General features: G+C 42.8%; 7 protein-coding genes and 1 tRNA gene. 7 read left to right on the plus strand and 1 reads right to left on the minus strand.

Annotated features, from left to right (window positions below; genetic code table 11):
- Nucleotides 1–856 precede the first annotated feature (856 nt).
- The 4 genes from ACSAZL_RS14465 to ACSAZL_RS14480 all read left to right on the plus strand — a co-directional run bounded on the left by ACSAZL_RS14465 (nt 857) and on the right by ACSAZL_RS14480 (nt 12,534).
- Nucleotides 857–4,573 (plus strand): PAS domain S-box protein, encoded by a 3,717-nt coding sequence (locus ACSAZL_RS14465; RefSeq protein WP_440945333.1) that lies wholly within the window; start codon nt 857–859, stop codon nt 4,571–4,573.
- Between the two features lie 782 nt (nt 4,574–5,355).
- Nucleotides 5,356–9,708, plus strand: coding sequence for a PAS domain S-box protein (locus ACSAZL_RS14470; RefSeq protein ID WP_440945334.1), 4,353 nt, complete (start codon nt 5,356–5,358; stop codon nt 9,706–9,708).
- 122 nt (nt 9,709–9,830) lie between these two features.
- Nucleotides 9,831–10,277, plus strand: coding sequence for a response regulator (locus tag ACSAZL_RS14475; RefSeq protein WP_440945335.1), 447 nt, complete (start codon nt 9,831–9,833; stop codon nt 10,275–10,277).
- Nucleotides 10,278–10,308: 31 nt separating this feature from the next.
- Nucleotides 10,309–12,534, plus strand: coding sequence for a PAS domain S-box protein (locus ACSAZL_RS14480; RefSeq protein ID WP_440945336.1), 2,226 nt, complete (start codon nt 10,309–10,311; stop codon nt 12,532–12,534).
- A 169-nt stretch (nt 12,535–12,703) separates the two neighbouring features.
- Here the strand turns inward: ACSAZL_RS14480 and ACSAZL_RS14485 are convergent, their stop codons facing one another.
- Nucleotides 12,704–13,702, minus strand: coding sequence for a pyrroline-5-carboxylate reductase family protein (locus ACSAZL_RS14485; protein ID WP_440945337.1), 999 nt, complete (start codon nt 13,700–13,702; stop codon nt 12,704–12,706).
- A gap of 647 nt (nt 13,703–14,349) precedes the next feature.
- Here ACSAZL_RS14485 and ACSAZL_RS14490 point away from each other — a divergent pair.
- The 3 genes from ACSAZL_RS14490 (at nt 14,350) to ACSAZL_RS14500 (ending at nt 16,558) form a co-directional block, all read left to right on the plus strand.
- A tRNA-Lys gene (locus tag ACSAZL_RS14490) sits at nt 14,350–14,426 on the plus strand.
- An 86-nt stretch (nt 14,427–14,512) separates the two neighbouring features.
- Nucleotides 14,513–14,749, plus strand: coding sequence for a DNA-directed RNA polymerase subunit H (locus tag ACSAZL_RS14495; protein ID WP_440945338.1), 237 nt, complete (start codon nt 14,513–14,515; stop codon nt 14,747–14,749).
- A gap of 213 nt (nt 14,750–14,962) precedes the next feature.
- Entirely contained in the window at nt 14,963–16,558 is a 1,596-nt protein-coding gene (locus ACSAZL_RS14500) for a DNA-directed RNA polymerase subunit B'' (RefSeq protein WP_440945339.1), read from the plus strand.
- Nucleotides 16,559–16,562 lie beyond the last annotated feature (4 nt).

The raw sequence follows: 16,562 nt of genomic DNA on the forward strand, positions 1-16,562 counted from the left end.
CGTGGGATGTCAGTTATTTCAATAAATATACAAACATATAAATATTTGCAAATAGGAACTCCCGTTCCTATGGGATAATCAAATTAGATCATCATTTCCTCCATTCTAATTTGACAGATATTTACCTCACACTTAATTTGCAAACGAATTTGGATTTGATATTGCAGGATTGACCTTCAAATAGTTCCAGATATCTTCATAGTTATTGAATGAATAAAAAGCCCCATCTAAAGAATACGAATCAACTTTATCATAAGATTTCCAATAACAGAGAGAAAGTAAAAGGCTCCTTAAGGAGAGGCTTTCTTTCGAATTTACATATATAGAAAATTTGTTTATATGGCGAATCCGGGAAGGAAAAAAAATAACTGCAGAACTTACTTCCGAAAAGGAATGTTACATAAGTGGCCGGGAGTGAGGGACGTAATTTAGAAAAGAGCTCACAGGAGATATTTTCAGCAATATTTAAACTCCCCGGAGCTTTCAGTGCGGTAAATATCAGATCTTTTCCATCTTTGAAAAAGGTCTAATATTTACTGCGCTTGAATTATAAATTAAAATAAAAAAATAGCTAATTACTAATACTTTTAGTAACATTTTACAAGCCGGTGGCCCTCTATTAAGAAAATACTTGCCAGGAGAATATTTGTAATCCTATTCTTGATAAAAATATTCGACTAGCGGATAAAATTTCCGTATTTTCTGAAAATATCCAAAACTACTTTTACTGAAAGGAAATCTACGTAAGTCCATGAACAAAAGAGCCAGATACGCACTTGAAGTCCAGCCATAAATTTGCAGAACTTACCCTTGAAAATAAGGATAGTACTGGAATAAGCCCGGAGAAGATAGGTAATTGAAAGGACATCTAAGAAAGTCTGGGATTGATGTTATTGGGAATGTGCCCTGGGGAACGCACTTCTGCCAGTTCTACCGGACAAAAGAAGACTTGATAGAGATACTTGTCCCTTATTTCAAGGCCGGGCTGGAAAACAACGAACTTTGTATGTGGGTCACTTCAGAGCCTCTGAAAACAGAAGAGGCAAAAGAAGCCCTAAGAAAGGCTGTCCCTGATCTTGATGCTTATCTGAAGAGAGGACAGATCGAGATTGTTCCCGACACTCACTGTTATATAGATGAGATAAATGAGGGTGTTTTCGACTCCGAAAGAGTATTGAACGGATGGGTCGAAAAACTCAATCAGGCCCTGGCCAATAGCTATGAAGGTCTGAGATTGACAGGGAATACCTCCTGGCTGGAAAAAAAGGACTGGAATGACTTCATTGATTATGAAGAAGAAGTGGACGGAATTATCGGTGACCACAGAGTAATAGCTCTGTGTACTTATTCTCTCGATAAATGCAACTCAACCGAGATTATTGATGTAGTCATAAACCACCAGTTTGCTCTGATTAAAAGGGAAGGAAAATGGGAGCAGATCGAAAGCTCCAAACGCAAGAAGGCAGAAGAAATAGCGCTTCAAGCCACAAAAAATTGGGAATATACCTTTGATGCCGTGCCGGATCTTATAGCCATACTCGACACTGAATACAGGATTGTTCGTGCGAACAGGGCAATGGCGGCGAGATTAGGCATAACACCGGAAGAATGTGTGGGTTTGACCTGTTATCGTGCCATTCACGGGACGGACGAGCCTCCCTCTTTTTGCCCGTACGGACAATCGCTTATAGACGGGTTTGAGCACACCGAAGAAGTTAGGGAAGATTCTCTGGATGGCGATTTCATAGTAAGCGTCTCACCACTACATGATTCGGGAGGAAAGCTCACCGGATGTGTGCATGTTGCCCGCGACATTACCAAACGTAAACGGGCTGAAAAGGCATTGAGAGAGGGTGAGGAACTGTTGCGCTTCGCGCTCGAAATCAGCCACACCGGTGCCTGGGATCTCGACCTGGTAGATCATACCGCCCACAGGTCACTTGAGCACGATCGTATCTTCGGTTACGAACAACTGCTTCCGCAGTGGACCTATGAAATGTTCCTTGATCACGTGCTGCCGGAGGACCGCGAGATGGTGGATGAGAAGTTCCGCAAGGCCACGGCCACGCATAGTGACTGGAGTTTCGAATGCCGCATCCTGCGTGTGGATGGTGCGGTTCGTTGGATTTGGGCAGCCGGACGGCACCGTGTGGATGCTGCCGGAAGTGTGCGCCGGATGGCAGGTATCGTCCAGGACATTACCGAGCGTAAGCAACTGGAAGAACAAACCCGCCAGCGAGCCGAAGAGCTGGCAGCAGTAATGGATACTGTGCCTGTTGCCATCTGGATCGGGCACGACCCGCTGAGTCGCAATATCACTGGCAATCGGATGGCAAACGAGCTCTACGAAGCCGAAGTCGGAGAAAACGTCTCTGCGAACATTACACCTGCACGGCGCTTCTTCCGAAAAGGTCTCGAGTTGACCGCAGATGAATTGCCCATGCAACAGGCCGCCCTGAAGGACATCGATGTGCGCAATGTGGAAATTGATGTACTGTTGCCCAGTGGGGAATGGAAGGGACTTCTCGGGTCAGCCAGCCCGCTTCACGATGCAGACGGACGTGGGCGAGGCAGCGTCGGCGCATTTATTAACATAACTGAGCGCAAGAAAGTAGAGGAGGCGCTTCGCGAGAGCGAAGAAAAGTACCGCAACCTCATGGAGACAGCCAATGAAGGAATATGGATACTTGAATGGATACTTGACTCCGAAGCCAGGACTACTTACGTTAATAAAAAAATGACAGAGATGTTAGGATACAGCCGGGAAGCAATGATTGGCAAATCCGTACGGGATTTTACCGATGAAGAGGGTAAGACTATTTTCGAGGAGAATATGAAAAAGAGGCGGCAGGGTATCAATGAGATCCACGAATTCAAACTGCTGCGTAAAAATGGCTTGCCTTTATGGGCCCTTGTAAATTCTAAAGCTCTTTTTGATAAGGAAGGTAAGTTTACCGGCTCTATGAGCATGCTTACCGATATTACCGAAAGAAAAGAAGCAGAAGCCAGGCTGAAAGACACACTCGACAATCTGGAAAACCTGGTTAAAGAACGCACAGCAGAACTCGAAGAGGCTTATAAATCGTTGAAAGAAAGCGAAAAAGGGCTTGCTGAAGCTCAAAGAATGGCTCATATCGGGAAGTGGGAATGGGATATTGTAACTGATGAAGCACACTGGTCTGATGAAATTTATCGGATTTTTGAACGGACTCCTCAAGAATTAGCACCATCTTACAATGAATATTTAAGTTATGTACATCCCGACGACCGAGACTATGTGGTTGATGCCATTAAGAAGGCTATAAATGGAAAAACTTTCAGCATTGACCACAGGATTATCCTGGCTAACGGGGAAGAACGCACGATCCATAAGCAATCCGAAGTTATTTTGAATAAGCAGAATATCCCTGTTCGATTAAAGGGGATAGTTCAGGACATTACGGAGCGCAAAAAGACTGAAAAAGCTCTTGAGTTAAGTGAAGAGAGATACCGCATAATAACCGAACAGACAGGACAGCTTGTATACGATTATGATATTGAGGCAGACATTGCTGGCCTGGCAGGTAATACCGAAGAGCTTACAGGCTTTACTCCTGATGAATTGAGAGGCGTTAACCTGAATTTCTGGACTTCCCGTGTTCATCCGGAGGACCTGAATAAATTTCAGGAAAGTCAGAAAAAATACTCGGGATCTGACAGAGGTGCTTACAGGACAGAATACCGTTTTAGAAAAAAGAATGAAGAATATATTTATCTTGAGGATAACCGGGTCTGCCTGAGAGACAAAAAAGGTAATGTAAACAGAATTCTCGGGGTAATTAAAGATATTACGGAAAGGAAACAGACAGAGAAAGCCCTTGCAAACATCGAAATCGCCCGCAAAAAGGAGATTCACCACAGGATCAAGAACAACCTGCAGGTAATTTCTTCCCTGCTTGACCTCCAGGCTGAAAAGTTCGGAGGCAGAGAATATGTCGAGGATTCGGAAGTCCTGAAAGCTTTCAGGGAAAGCCAGGACAGAGTAATATCCATTGCCCTGATCCATGAGGAGCTGCACGAAGGCAGGGGAAACGATACATTGAATTTTTCGCCGTACCTCCAGAGGCTTGTCGAAAACCTTTTCCAGACCTACACCCTTGGAAATGTCGATATCAGTTTAAATATGGACATGGAAGAAAACATTTTCTTTGATATGGATACTGCCGTCCCGCTGGGATTAATTGTGAACGAACTTGTTTCAAACTCCCTCAAGTACGCATTCCGGGGCAAAGACAAAGGAGTTATTCAAATAAAACTGAGCAGGAAAAGGAACGGAGAATTTGGAAAAAGCAGGCCAGGAAGCAAAGAAGAGGGTTATGAGCATACCAATTTTGTATTAGCAGTTTCGGACAACGGGGTGGGCATGCCCGAAGGCTTTAACCTGGAAAACTCCGATACTCTTGGCATCCAGTTGATAACCGCCCTTGTAGACCAGCTGGATGGCGAACTTGAATTGAAAAAGGGTTCGGGAACTGAATTTATCATGAAGTTCGCAACTACCGAGAAGAAGAACGAGGACTCTTCAAGGGGTTAATTATTTTTGAATTCTTCGTACATCGAAAATTTTTTTACACATGAATCAGGAAAGGAAAAATAACTGCAGAACTCACTTCCGAACAGGAATGATACATGAACGGCTGAGGGTGCGGGACATAATCAAAATAGAGCCCGCAGGGAATAATTTAGGGAATTTTTAATATTCCCGAACCTTAGGGTGCAGTAAATAAGGGCTTAATTTCCTTTTTTGAGAACCAGGAATGTTTGCTACACATCACTTTTAATTATGTTGGGTAAAAAATAATAACTGTTAACAAATAATATAGACAGTTAATAAACCAGCAATTCTTTTAAAAGACATAACTGAAACATGGCTTCTTTTCAAAATGCTTAAATAGTGAACAGAATTTCTATTTTCTAGGCAATCTTTAGATTAACTTCTGTTGAAGCGGAATTTATGTAAAATCACGGCTGTAAAGAACCGTGATATACTCCTGAAAACCTGCAAATATTTTACTTTCGGGTTCCTGAAGTTGAAAAAGGAGAGTGAGTAGTTGATATCCAGCCTATTCTTGATCAAAAAAATGTCATAAAGTAGACACTGATAACGTGTAATGTGCAAATCGACTCGGGACATACCCAGGAGTTAATGGATCTTTTTGCCAGGAAGATCGCTGTTTTCCTGAAAAATAGGTCGTTGGACATGCCTTCATTGATATGGGAGGGAATTTTAAAATTTTCCTGACCCAGATGATAAACTGTTCACAGCCTGCTAAACAAGAAGTTCAAAGTTGTTTTTAATGAACGGAGAGGTGTTCAATGGAAGAAAAACTAAGGACGTCCGGGATTGGTATTATAGGGGATATTCCCTGGGGAACACACTTCTGCCAGTTCTACCGGACAAAAGAAGATTTAATGGACGTACTGGTTCCCTACTTTAAGGCAGGGCTGGAAAATAACGAATTTTGCATGTGGGTCACATCCCGACCTCTGGATGTGGAAGAGGCAAAAGAAGCCCTTAGAAGAGCTGTTCCCTACCTTGATACTTACCTTGAGAAAGGGCAGATCGAAATTATTCCTTACACACACTGGTATGTAGAAGAGGGTGTTTTCGATTCGGAAAGAATATTGAACGGGTGGATCGAAAAACTCAATAAAGCCCTGGCCAACGGCTATGACGGTTTGAGATTGACAGGGAACACTTTCTGGCTGGAAAAAAAGGACTGGAATGATTTTGTTGATTATGAAGAAGAAATAGACAGGGTCATCGGTAACTACCGGATGATAGCACTGTGTACTTATTGCCTTGAGAAGTGTAATTCAACTGAAATAGTAGACGTGGTCATCAACCACCAGTTTGCCCTGATTAAAAGGGAAGGAAAATGGGAACAGATTGAAAGCTCCAAACGCAAGAGGGCAGAAGAAACCGCTCTTCAAGCCGCGAAAGATTGGAAATATACCTTTGATGCCGTTCCGGACCTGATAGCCATAATCGATACCGAATACAGGGTCGTCCGTGCAAACAGGGCCATGGCGGCAAAATTGGGGGTGACCCCGGAAGAGTGTGCAGGACTGGCCTGCTATCACGCGGTACATGGAACGGACAGCCCACCCTCTTTTTGTCCTCACAAACAGTTGCTTCAGGACGGGCTAGAACACACAACAGAGGTCTGTGAGGATTGCCTTGGAGGTTGTTTTTTAGTAAGCGTCTCGCCGCTTTATGATTCAAAAAGGAACCTTATCGGGAGTGTTCATGTCGCCCGTGACATTACGGAGCGCAAGCAGGCTGAGGAAGCACTGCTTGAAGCCTATGAGAACATCCAGGTGCAATCGAAGGTGTTACAGGCTCAGTCCGAAGAGCTCCGGATGCAAAATGAGGAGTCACAAGCTCAGGCTGAAGAACTTATGGAAGCGAATGAAGCGTTAATCGAGAGCGAAAGGCGCTTCGAGCTCCTGAGCGAAGCGAATGCCCTCCTCCTTTCGAGCAAAGAACCCGAGGCCACGATCCAGACCATCGCCGAGAAGGTGATGCAACACCTGAACTGTGACGTGTTCTTTAACTACGTTTTTGATGAGGTACGGGGAAGGCTTCATCTCAACGCCTGCGGCGGGATAAGCGCGGAGGCAGCTAAAGAGATCGAATGGCTGGATAAGGGGGTAGCTATCTGTGGTTGTGTGGCCCGTGATGGCTACCGCATAGTTTCCGAGGATGTGCAGCATAATGGGGACAGAAGAGCAGACCTTGTGCGGTCGATGAGGATTCAGGCTTATTCCTGTCAACCGCTCCATATAGGAGAGAAAACGATAGGTACGCTCTCCTTTGGCACAAGAAGCAGGAAGAACTTTACGGGAGACGAGCTTGCCCTCATGAAAACCGTAGCCGACCAGGTATCGGTGGCCATCGAGCGCAAGCGGGCTGAAGGGGCTTTGCGTGAGACATATGAAAATCTCCAGGTCCAATCGGAGGAGTTGCAGGCCCAATCCGAGGAACTCAATGAAGCCTATGAATTACTTCGCAAGAGCGAAAAACGTTTTCGGACCCTGGCTGAGAATTCTCCTGACCTGATCGCTCGTTTTGACAGACAGAACCGCCACCTGTATGTTAATCCGGTGTCTGTGGAAATTTATGGTCACCCCCAGGAAAAAGTAATTGGAAAAACTCACAGTGAACTCGGAAGAGATCCTGAGCAGATAAAGTTTTGGGAAGAACACCATGAAAAGGTCTTTGCCACAGGAAAGCCCGAAACAATGGAATTCGAATATACGTCACCTCAAGGAAAAAAATACTATTTCAATACGCAAATAGTGCCCGAGTTTGTTGACGGGGAAGTTGCTTCCGTTCTCGCCATTTCCCGTGACATCACCGACATAAAAGAAGCAGAAATCAGATTGAAAGAAGCACGTGACGACCTGAAAAAGCTGGTTGAAAAAAGAACCCTTAAGCTCAGGAAAGCTTACAAATTATTAAGAGAAAGTGAAAAAGGGCTTGCTGAAGCTCAAAAAATGTCTCACCTTGGAAACTGGAACTGGAATATTGTGAGCAATAAACTATACTGGTCTGATGAAATTTACCGGATTTTCGGCTGCAGTCCTCAGGAATTCGGTGCGACTTACGATGCATTTTTGAGTTACGTGCACCCGGAAGACAGGGACCGTGTGGATTATACGGTAAAAGAAGCTTTCAACGGAAAAACTTACAGTATCGATCATCGGATTATCCGGGCTGATGGAAGGGAGTGCATAGTACACGAACAGGGGGAGGTTGTTTTTAACAGAAAAAATGTCCCTGTTCAGATGAAGGGAACAGTTCAGGACGTTACCGAGCGCAAACGGGCTGAAAAAGCATTGGAACTTGCAGGTAAATATAACCGCAGCCTGATCGAAGCCAGCCTGGACCCTCTGGTTACTATCGGCCCTGATGGTAAGATTACTGACGTAAATAAAGCTACAGAACTGGTCACCGGTTATTCACGGGATAAGTTAATAGGCACTCATTTTTCGGATTATTTCACCGAGCCTGGGAAGGCAGAAGAAGGTTATCAACAGGTGTTCCGGAAAGGGATGGTGAGAGACTATCCGCTGGAAATTCGACACGAAGACGGACACACGACTCCTGTTCTGTATAATGCTTCGGTTTATCGGGATGAGTCTGGCGAGGTTATTGGAGTTTTTGCAGCTGCACGTGATATTACGGAGCGGAAAAAAGCAGAAGAAAAAATCAGGACACTTGCAAATGCTGTTGAATCGTCAGACGATGCCATTATAACTATGTCTCTTGACGGTAAAATTACCAGCTGGAATAAGGGAGCAGAATGTGTTTACGGTAATTCAGTTGAAGAAATTCTGGGAGAAAACATATCAAAACTTGAACCGGATGATCTTAAAGGAGAAGTAAAACAGTTAATTGAAAGGATCAAACAGGGAGAAGGAATTCGTCACTACGAAACTTTAAGGTTAAAAAAGAATGGTACAGTAGTAAATATGTCAATAACTCTTTCTCCGGTTTTTGACGCCTCTGGAAAGCTTGTGGCCCTTTCAGCTATTGCCAGAGATATAACCGAACGCAAAAAAGCAGAAGAAGCTCTGAGACTGTCAAATATTTATAATCGTAGCCTGCTTGAAGCCAGTTTGGACCCTCTGGTTACTATCGGCCCTGATGGAAAAATAACCGACGTAAACGAAGCTACGGAAATGGTTACCGGTTATTCACGGGAAGAACTTATCGGTACCGACTTTACGAACTATTTCACCGAGCCGGAAAAAGCAAAAAAAGGATATCAACAGGTGTTCAGGGAAGGAGCAGTGCTGGATTATGCACTTGAAATCCAGAACAGGAATGGGAATGTGACACAGGTTTTATATAACGCTTCAATTTATAAGGACGAATCCGGGGATGTCATTGGAGTTTTTGCTGCGGCCCGTGACATCACTGAGCGGAAAAAGGCAGAAGAAATGTTAGAACTGAAGTTAGCAGAACTTGCCCGCTCAAATGCGGAATTGGAACAATTTGCTTACGTATCCTCTCACGATTTACAGGAACCCCTGAGAATGATAGTAAGTTATTTGCAGCTTTTACAAAGGAAATATCAGGGCAGACTTGATGATAAGGCTGATAAGTACATATACTTCGCTGTGGACGGGGGTTCTCGTATGCAAAGCCTGATAAATGATCTTCTGGAATTTTCTCGAGTAACCACCAAAGCCAGAGAATTCGAACCTAATGATTGTGAATTCATTTTGAATCAGGTTTTGGCTAATTTAGAAATCGCTATAAAAGAAAATGAAGCTACCATATCTTATGATCCTTTACCTGAAATAATGGCAGATGGTACCCAGCTGGCTCAGGTATTTCAGAATCTGATCAGCAACGCAATAAAATTCCGCAGTAAAGAGGCGCCGAAAATTCAAATTTCTGTAGAAAAAGAGGAGGGTCAATGGCTATTTTCAGTGCAGGACAACGGAATCGGAATTGATCCCAAATATTCGGAGAGAGTCTTTGAAGTTTTTAAGAGGTTGCATAAAAAGGAAGAATATCCGGGAACAGGAATTGGGCTTTCAATTTGTAAAAAAATCATAGAAAGGCACGGAGGGTGTATTTGGGTAGAATCCGAATTGGAGAAGGGGTCAACCTTTTATTTCACTTTACCTATAAACTTTCAAAAAACGGCATGAAACTATGTTTCATGGTCAAAATTTGATTTTGAAGGCTGATTTAAGCTTTAACCAGCCATTTCTAAAAGGTTAAGAAGGTTCAAAATTTGTATTTTACTGTTACCAGTCAGAAGGTCTTTTAGATGAGAAAACAGATAATCGCTAAACCGATCGAAATTCTTTTGGTAGAAGATAGTGAAGGAGATGTCGGACTAATTGAAGAAGTTTTTGAAGATGCAAAAATTCGGAATAATCTTCATGTTGTAGGGGACGGAGAAGAGGCAATACTCTTTTTACGTGGTGAAGGACAGTTTTTAGATTCCCCGCACCCGGATATAATTCTCCTGGATTTGAATTTACCGAAAAAAGACGGACGTGAGGTTCTTGAAGAAATAAAGGAAGACGACAATCTTAAACATATACCGGTAGTGGTTTTAACAACTTCCAAAGCTGAAGGAGACATACTCAGGTCTTATAACCTTCATGCTAATGCCTATATCGCCAAACCTGTCGACTTTGATCAATTCATAAAGGTAATTAAATCCATAGAAGACTTCTGGCTTGAAGTTGTGAAGTTACCCCCAAAATAAGATCAACGTAACCCGGATAGGACGGTTTGGTATGGATAAAAAGGTTGAAATATTACTTTTTGAAGATAATCCCGGGGATGCGAATCTAATTGAAGAGATGCTCGAAGAATTCGCCGATTTCCCGTATAAACTCAAAAACGTTGAAACCCTTAATGAGGGGTTGAACCTTCTTAAAGAGCATCCTTTTGATGTTATACTGTCAGACCTGAGGTTGCCGGATAGTGATGGTGTCGACACTTTTCTTGAGATTTACGGAATAAATTCACGAGTCCCCATAATAATCTTAACAGGCATGAATGACGAGAGAATCGGAATCGATGCTGTAAAAAGCGGTGCTCAGGATTATCTGGTCAAGGGACAGGTAGATGGCAGATTATTAAACCGTTCTATCCGATATTCTATTGAACGTAAAAAGGCGGAAGATAAAATTCAGGGCCTGGCAAATATAGTGGAATCGTCAGACGATGCTATTATGACTGAGTCTCTTGATGGCGTTATTACTAGCTGGAACAGAGGTGCGGAGCGAATTTACGGTTATTCGTCGGAGGAAATTCTGGGAAAACATATATCCGTCCTGGCACCGCCCTTATTAGTCGAAGAGACAAAAGAATTGGTTGAAAGGATTAAGCGTGGAGAAAGAATCCGCCATTATGAAACTTCACGGTTAAGGAAGGACGGAATAATAATAAATGTCTCAATAACTCTTTCTCCGGTTCTTAATGACTTTAAAAAGCTGACTGCTATTTCAATTATTGCAAGAGACATAACCAAAAGAAAAAGAGCAGAAGAAGAACTTCAGAGAAGTGAAGAAAGATACAGGATCGTCACAGGGCATACCGGCCAGCTCATATATGATCATGATTTGAAAACCGATAAAATCAATTGGGCTGGCAATATAGAAGAAGTTACGGGGTATTCTCCCCGAGAATTTCAGGAATTCAGCTTTGAAGCCTGGACCGGTTATATTCATCCCGGAGACCGGGAATTTGTACTGGAGGAAAAGTGTAAGATCCGGAAAAAAGGAGGAAACTACGAGGGAGAATTCAGGTTCAGGAAAAAAGACGGAACCTATTTCCATGCTGAAGATAGCGAAGTTTGCCTTACGGATGAAACAGGTCTGCCTTACAGGGTTCTTGGAGTGCTCAAAGACGTTACTGAAAAAAAACTTGCGGTGGAAAAACTAAAAAAAAGTGAGGAGCGCACCCATTCATATCTTCAGAACTTCAGGGGAATCGGTGTTCTGCTTGATGGAAATTTCGTCCCGATATTTCTGCATGGGGCTATCGAGGAACTCACAGGATATACGAAGGAAGATTTTCTTTCGGGAAAAATTCGCTGGCATGAAATCGTGGAACCTGAAGACCGTTCAGAACTGCAGGAAAAAGCACAAAAAATGAAAAATACCCCCAATATGACTGTCAAGCATGAATACAGGATCAGGAAAAAAGACGGAGAAGTTAGGTGGATTCATGGAATTGCCCAGAATATTTCCGAACCGGGTAATAAAGAACTTTACCAGGGCCTGTTGTATGACATAACCGATAGAAAAATGGCGGAAGAGTCCCTTAATAAAATGGAAAAAATCCGCAAAAAGGAAATCCACCACAGGATAAAGAATAACCTGCAGGTAATTTCTTCATTACTGGACCTCCAGGCTGAATATTTTGATGATGAAAGGGTCAAGCAGGCATTCAGAGAAAGCCAGAACCGGGTTATTTCCATGGCTTTAATCCATGAAGAGCTATACGAATCCGGTGAGACCGGTACCCTTAATTTTGCGGCATATATGCAAAAACTCTTAGAGCATATCTTCAGGTGTTACGATACCGGAGATTCAGAATTCCATTTGCTTCTGGAAATAAAAGAAAAAACTTTCTTTGACATGGATACGGCTGTCCCGTTAGGAATAATTGTTAACGAACTCGTTTCAAATTCTCTCAAGCACGCATTTCCAGACAGGGATGAAGGGGTAGTCAAAATAAAACTTTACAGGGAAGAAAACGGAGGATACAGAAGCAATATAGTAGACAATAACGGAGTTGAAAATACAAAAGAGGAGAATAAGAACACCGATTTTGTTATGACAATCTCGGATAACGGGGTAGGTCTGCCTGAAAGTATTAATCTGGAACAAACCGAGACTCTCGGGCTACAGCTGGTAAGCATTCTGGTAGACCAGTTAGAGGGTGAACTGGAATTGAAAAGGAATTGCGGAACCGAATTCATCATAAAAATCGCAATCAAAGAAACGCAGTAAGAATCTGTCTTAGAGAAATTAACGTACCTTAATCTTATTTCCTTTGGATACGTACCTTGATCTTATTTCTTTTGGATACGTACCTTAATCTTATTTCTTTTGGATATCCCGATATGTAATGTCCAACTCCTCAAATCTGATAAAGCAAGACTAAAAATTTTGGACACTCTTAATCATTACTCTTATCGTCCCCAGTTAATGTGAACCTGGCAAAAGTAGAAATTTCTTTGCTCCTTGCAATACCTTTTCTTAATGAGTCCAAAAATGTGTCTCCAGAGTTAAGGCCATTAACTATTGCTTCAGTTATTCCGCCTTCTGTACTCATATGCTCTATATAATTTGTCCGGGCCTTCTCAGAATCAAAAACAGGTAAAACATTTTTAGCCCAGTTATAAATCTCTCTAAAATCACAATATTCTTTCTCAATTGTTTTTATTGAATCTTCTATATTTAGCCCTTTTTTATTTGCAATCAGAAGAGCCGCCGGAAGACACACTCCTGCTGTAAAAACATGCATATTTTCCTCATCTTGCAGTTCATGAACCCTTAAGTTCAAAAATGAAAGGATATTGGTTAAAATGTCATTTTGAGGGTAAACTGCTACAATACCTTTCTTCCCTTTTATTGTATCCGGTCCGCTTGTCATTATCCTGAACACATCAATGCCTAATGCTCCTTCCAGTGAAGCTAACGAAATGCCAGCCATGCAGGAAACTACAAGGGAATTGCTTGTAAAAGGAAGGCCCTTAAGCTCCTTAAGGGACTGAGGTTTAACGGCAATAAATATAATTGTTGATTTCTGGCATATGACCTTGTTATCTGTAATGTTTCCAATTAAACCTGCCTTTTTTATGCTTTCAAAAGTCGAAGGCTTTCCTCCGTAAGAAATCATAAGCTTTTCTTTGGGAACTCCATGCTCGATAAATGTCTCTGCAAGGGTTATTCCAAGAAATCCGGCTCCAATTATACCTATTGTCTCATTGGCTAGAAGATCATTACTTTCCAGGACCATATAGATAATCTCCTTAGAACCTATCTGAAAAATAAGTATTGGCATGTTGGGTTCTATGTAGTCTGCTGGAGCTGGAAAACTAATAAGCTCGAAGCTAACTGAAAAGTATGCATATCTCCTGAGAATATATACATAACCCTTTATTTTTATTCTCAAGGCTGCTATGCTTAAGCACAACTGGCAGTTCTGTAGTAGTTATCAAGCCTATCCAGCGACTTAAATCCATTTTTGCCCTTACAGAAGATCGAAAGATTGGAGTTAGGATTTACATTAGAGTTAGGATTTACATTGGAGTTAGGATTTACATTGGAGTTAGGATTTACATTGGAGTTAGGATTTACCTTACTTACATTTGTTAGAAATGTTTAAACTCAGAAATTTAGATTAAGTTTGATTATTGAGATTAAGTTTGATTAAATACTTTAGTTTTGGAGGGTGACTGTCGGGAAAGCGGCGAGTGGTTTAAAATCGGGGCAAAAGTTGCCGTATAACCCGAACATGTGGAGAAACAAATTGATTTTGACTTTACTTTTTAAAAAGTGAAAATTCTCGTACATATATCTTTCCGGAAGATGAGAAAAAATATTTGTATAAATATGGCACGTCGTAAAAAAATTTAGCCAAAATTTTCAGAATTTTGAAGGAAAAAAGCAAACGGAGCATTAACTATAAATAGTATAGCTATAATTAGAGGGTTGCACCGGTGAAAGAGGTGCTCCCTGATGCAGCGGGGCAGCAGGGTTGCATGCTAAGAAATTAGCCTTCAGTGGTGCAAAATGCAGAGGTTGAGAGATAAACAAACCGGGCCCGTAGCTCAGTCAGGCAGAGCGACTGGCTTTTAACCAGTCGGCCTAGGGTTCAAATCCCTACGGGCCCGCCATGTTCTTATTACAACCGGCGGAGAGGCCATCCGCAGGAAATGTCTAACAAGTCTTTTTATGATGCTTTATTTTTGGAGGAAAGGATTTGACAAAATTCAGCCTGCTCGACCATGAGTCAGTCCCTAAACATGAAATAATTTCAGAGGGCGAATTAAAGTCTGTTTTAAGCAAATATTTAATTGAAAAGGAACAGCTTCCGAAAATTAAAGTGCAGGATCCTGTTAGTAAAGAAATAGGAGCTGTCGTCGGAGATGTTGTGAAAATCACGAGGAAAAGTCAAACTGCAGGGGAGGCAGATTATTACAGACTTGTGATCGAGTAAGCGGGGGGGAGTTTAAACCGCTTGCATGATCGCATTTTTTTCACTGAACATCTTTTCGAATCCCATGCACCATCGTACGGAAAGATTCAACGACTGCATAAAGATCTGAGGATCATCGTTTATTGATTTTCATTATAACAAAGCAAAGAGGGTGCTATCATCGCGTTAGAAAGCAGTATACTGTCGCAGGCTTATTTTACACGGGACAAGATAGTGCAGCACCATATAGACTCATTTAACAAGTTTATAGATTACGGGCTGCAAAAGATCATTGATGAACAGAAGATTATAGAAACCGATATTGAAGACACCTACCTCAAACTCGGCAAGATCAGGGTAGAGCATCCGGTGGTAAAGGAGGCGGACGGGGCAATCGAAAAACTTTACCCCAACGAAGCAAGGCTCAGAAACCTTTCGTACTCAGGCCCCCTCTACCTGGAGATGAGTGTCGTAAAAGAAGGGATCGAATCCGAAGTAATGGAGGCAAAGATCGGGCAGCTTCCCATCATGGTCAAATCCAAGATCTGCAATCTTCTCGGCCTTAGCGAGCCGGAGAAAGTTCGCTATGGAGAAGACCCCCTTGATCCAGGGGGATATTTCATTATCGGCGGCACTGAAAGGGTAGTAATGACCCTTGAAGACCTTGCCCCCAACAAAATCCTTGTTGAGTACGGAGAACGTTACGGGGACTCCATAGAGGTCGCAAAGGTCTTCTCCCAGAAAAGAGGATACAGGGCACTCGTAATTGTGGAAAGAGGGAGAAAGTCCCTGCTTGAAGTATCTTTCCCTTCCATATCCGGCAGAGTATACTTTATTACACTCATGAGGGCTCTCGGGATAGTAACTGACGAAGATATAGTAAATGCAGTTTCAAGTGATCCCGAAATCATCAAGTTCATGCTGGAAAACCTTGAAGAAGCCGAAGTCGAGACCCAGGAAGAAGCCATTGAAAAGATCGGGGCGAGGGTTGCTGCCGGGCAGGCCAAGGAATACCAGATAAAAAGAGCAAACTACGTAATTGACCGGTATCTTTTCCCCCACCTTGGAAACGATATGAGAGACAGGATCTCAAAAGCTCATTTCCTGGCAAGAATGGCTGAGTCCTGCTTCGAGCTCGCACTTGGGAAGCGTACCGAAGACGACAAAGACCACTACGCAAACAAGAGGTTGAAACTCGCAGGCGACCTGATGGAAGACCTTTTCAGAGTATCCTTTAACAGGCTTGCAAGGGACATAAAGTACCAGCTTGAACGTGCAAACATGAGGAACAGGGAACTTAACGTCGCTACGATCGTAAGGGCAGACGTCCTGACCGACCGCCTGCAACACCCTCTGGCAACAGGGAACTGGGTAGGAGGAAGGACGGGTGTTTCCCAGCTTCTTGACCGGAACGATTATATTTCTACCCTTTCCCACCTGCGCCGTGTAATTTCCCCGCTTTCCAGGGCCCAGCCTCACTTCGAAGCTCGTGACCTGCACGCAACTCAATGGGGACGGCTCTGTCCTTCCGAGACTCCTGAAGGTCCCAATTGTGGCCTCGTGAAAAACTTTGCCGAAATGGTCGAACTCTCCACGGGAATAGAGGAAACCGAGAGCATTAAAAAGATACTCTATGATCTTAACGTCGAAAAGGTAGTTGTGAGGGTGCCCGAAATTCCGGCAAGGATAAAGGAAATCCTGCTCGACGAGTTCGGGGAAGAGATTATTGAAGAGTTTGAAGAAACTCCGGAAATCGAAACCAAATACAAAGACGATGACTTCTACGATTATTCAGATATGGACGACTCCGGATCAATGTTCGGGGACTGAGGGT

This window comes from Methanosarcina mangrovi (assembly GCF_052057765.1).
Classification (GTDB): Archaea; Halobacteriota; Methanosarcinia; order Methanosarcinales; family Methanosarcinaceae; genus Methanosarcina.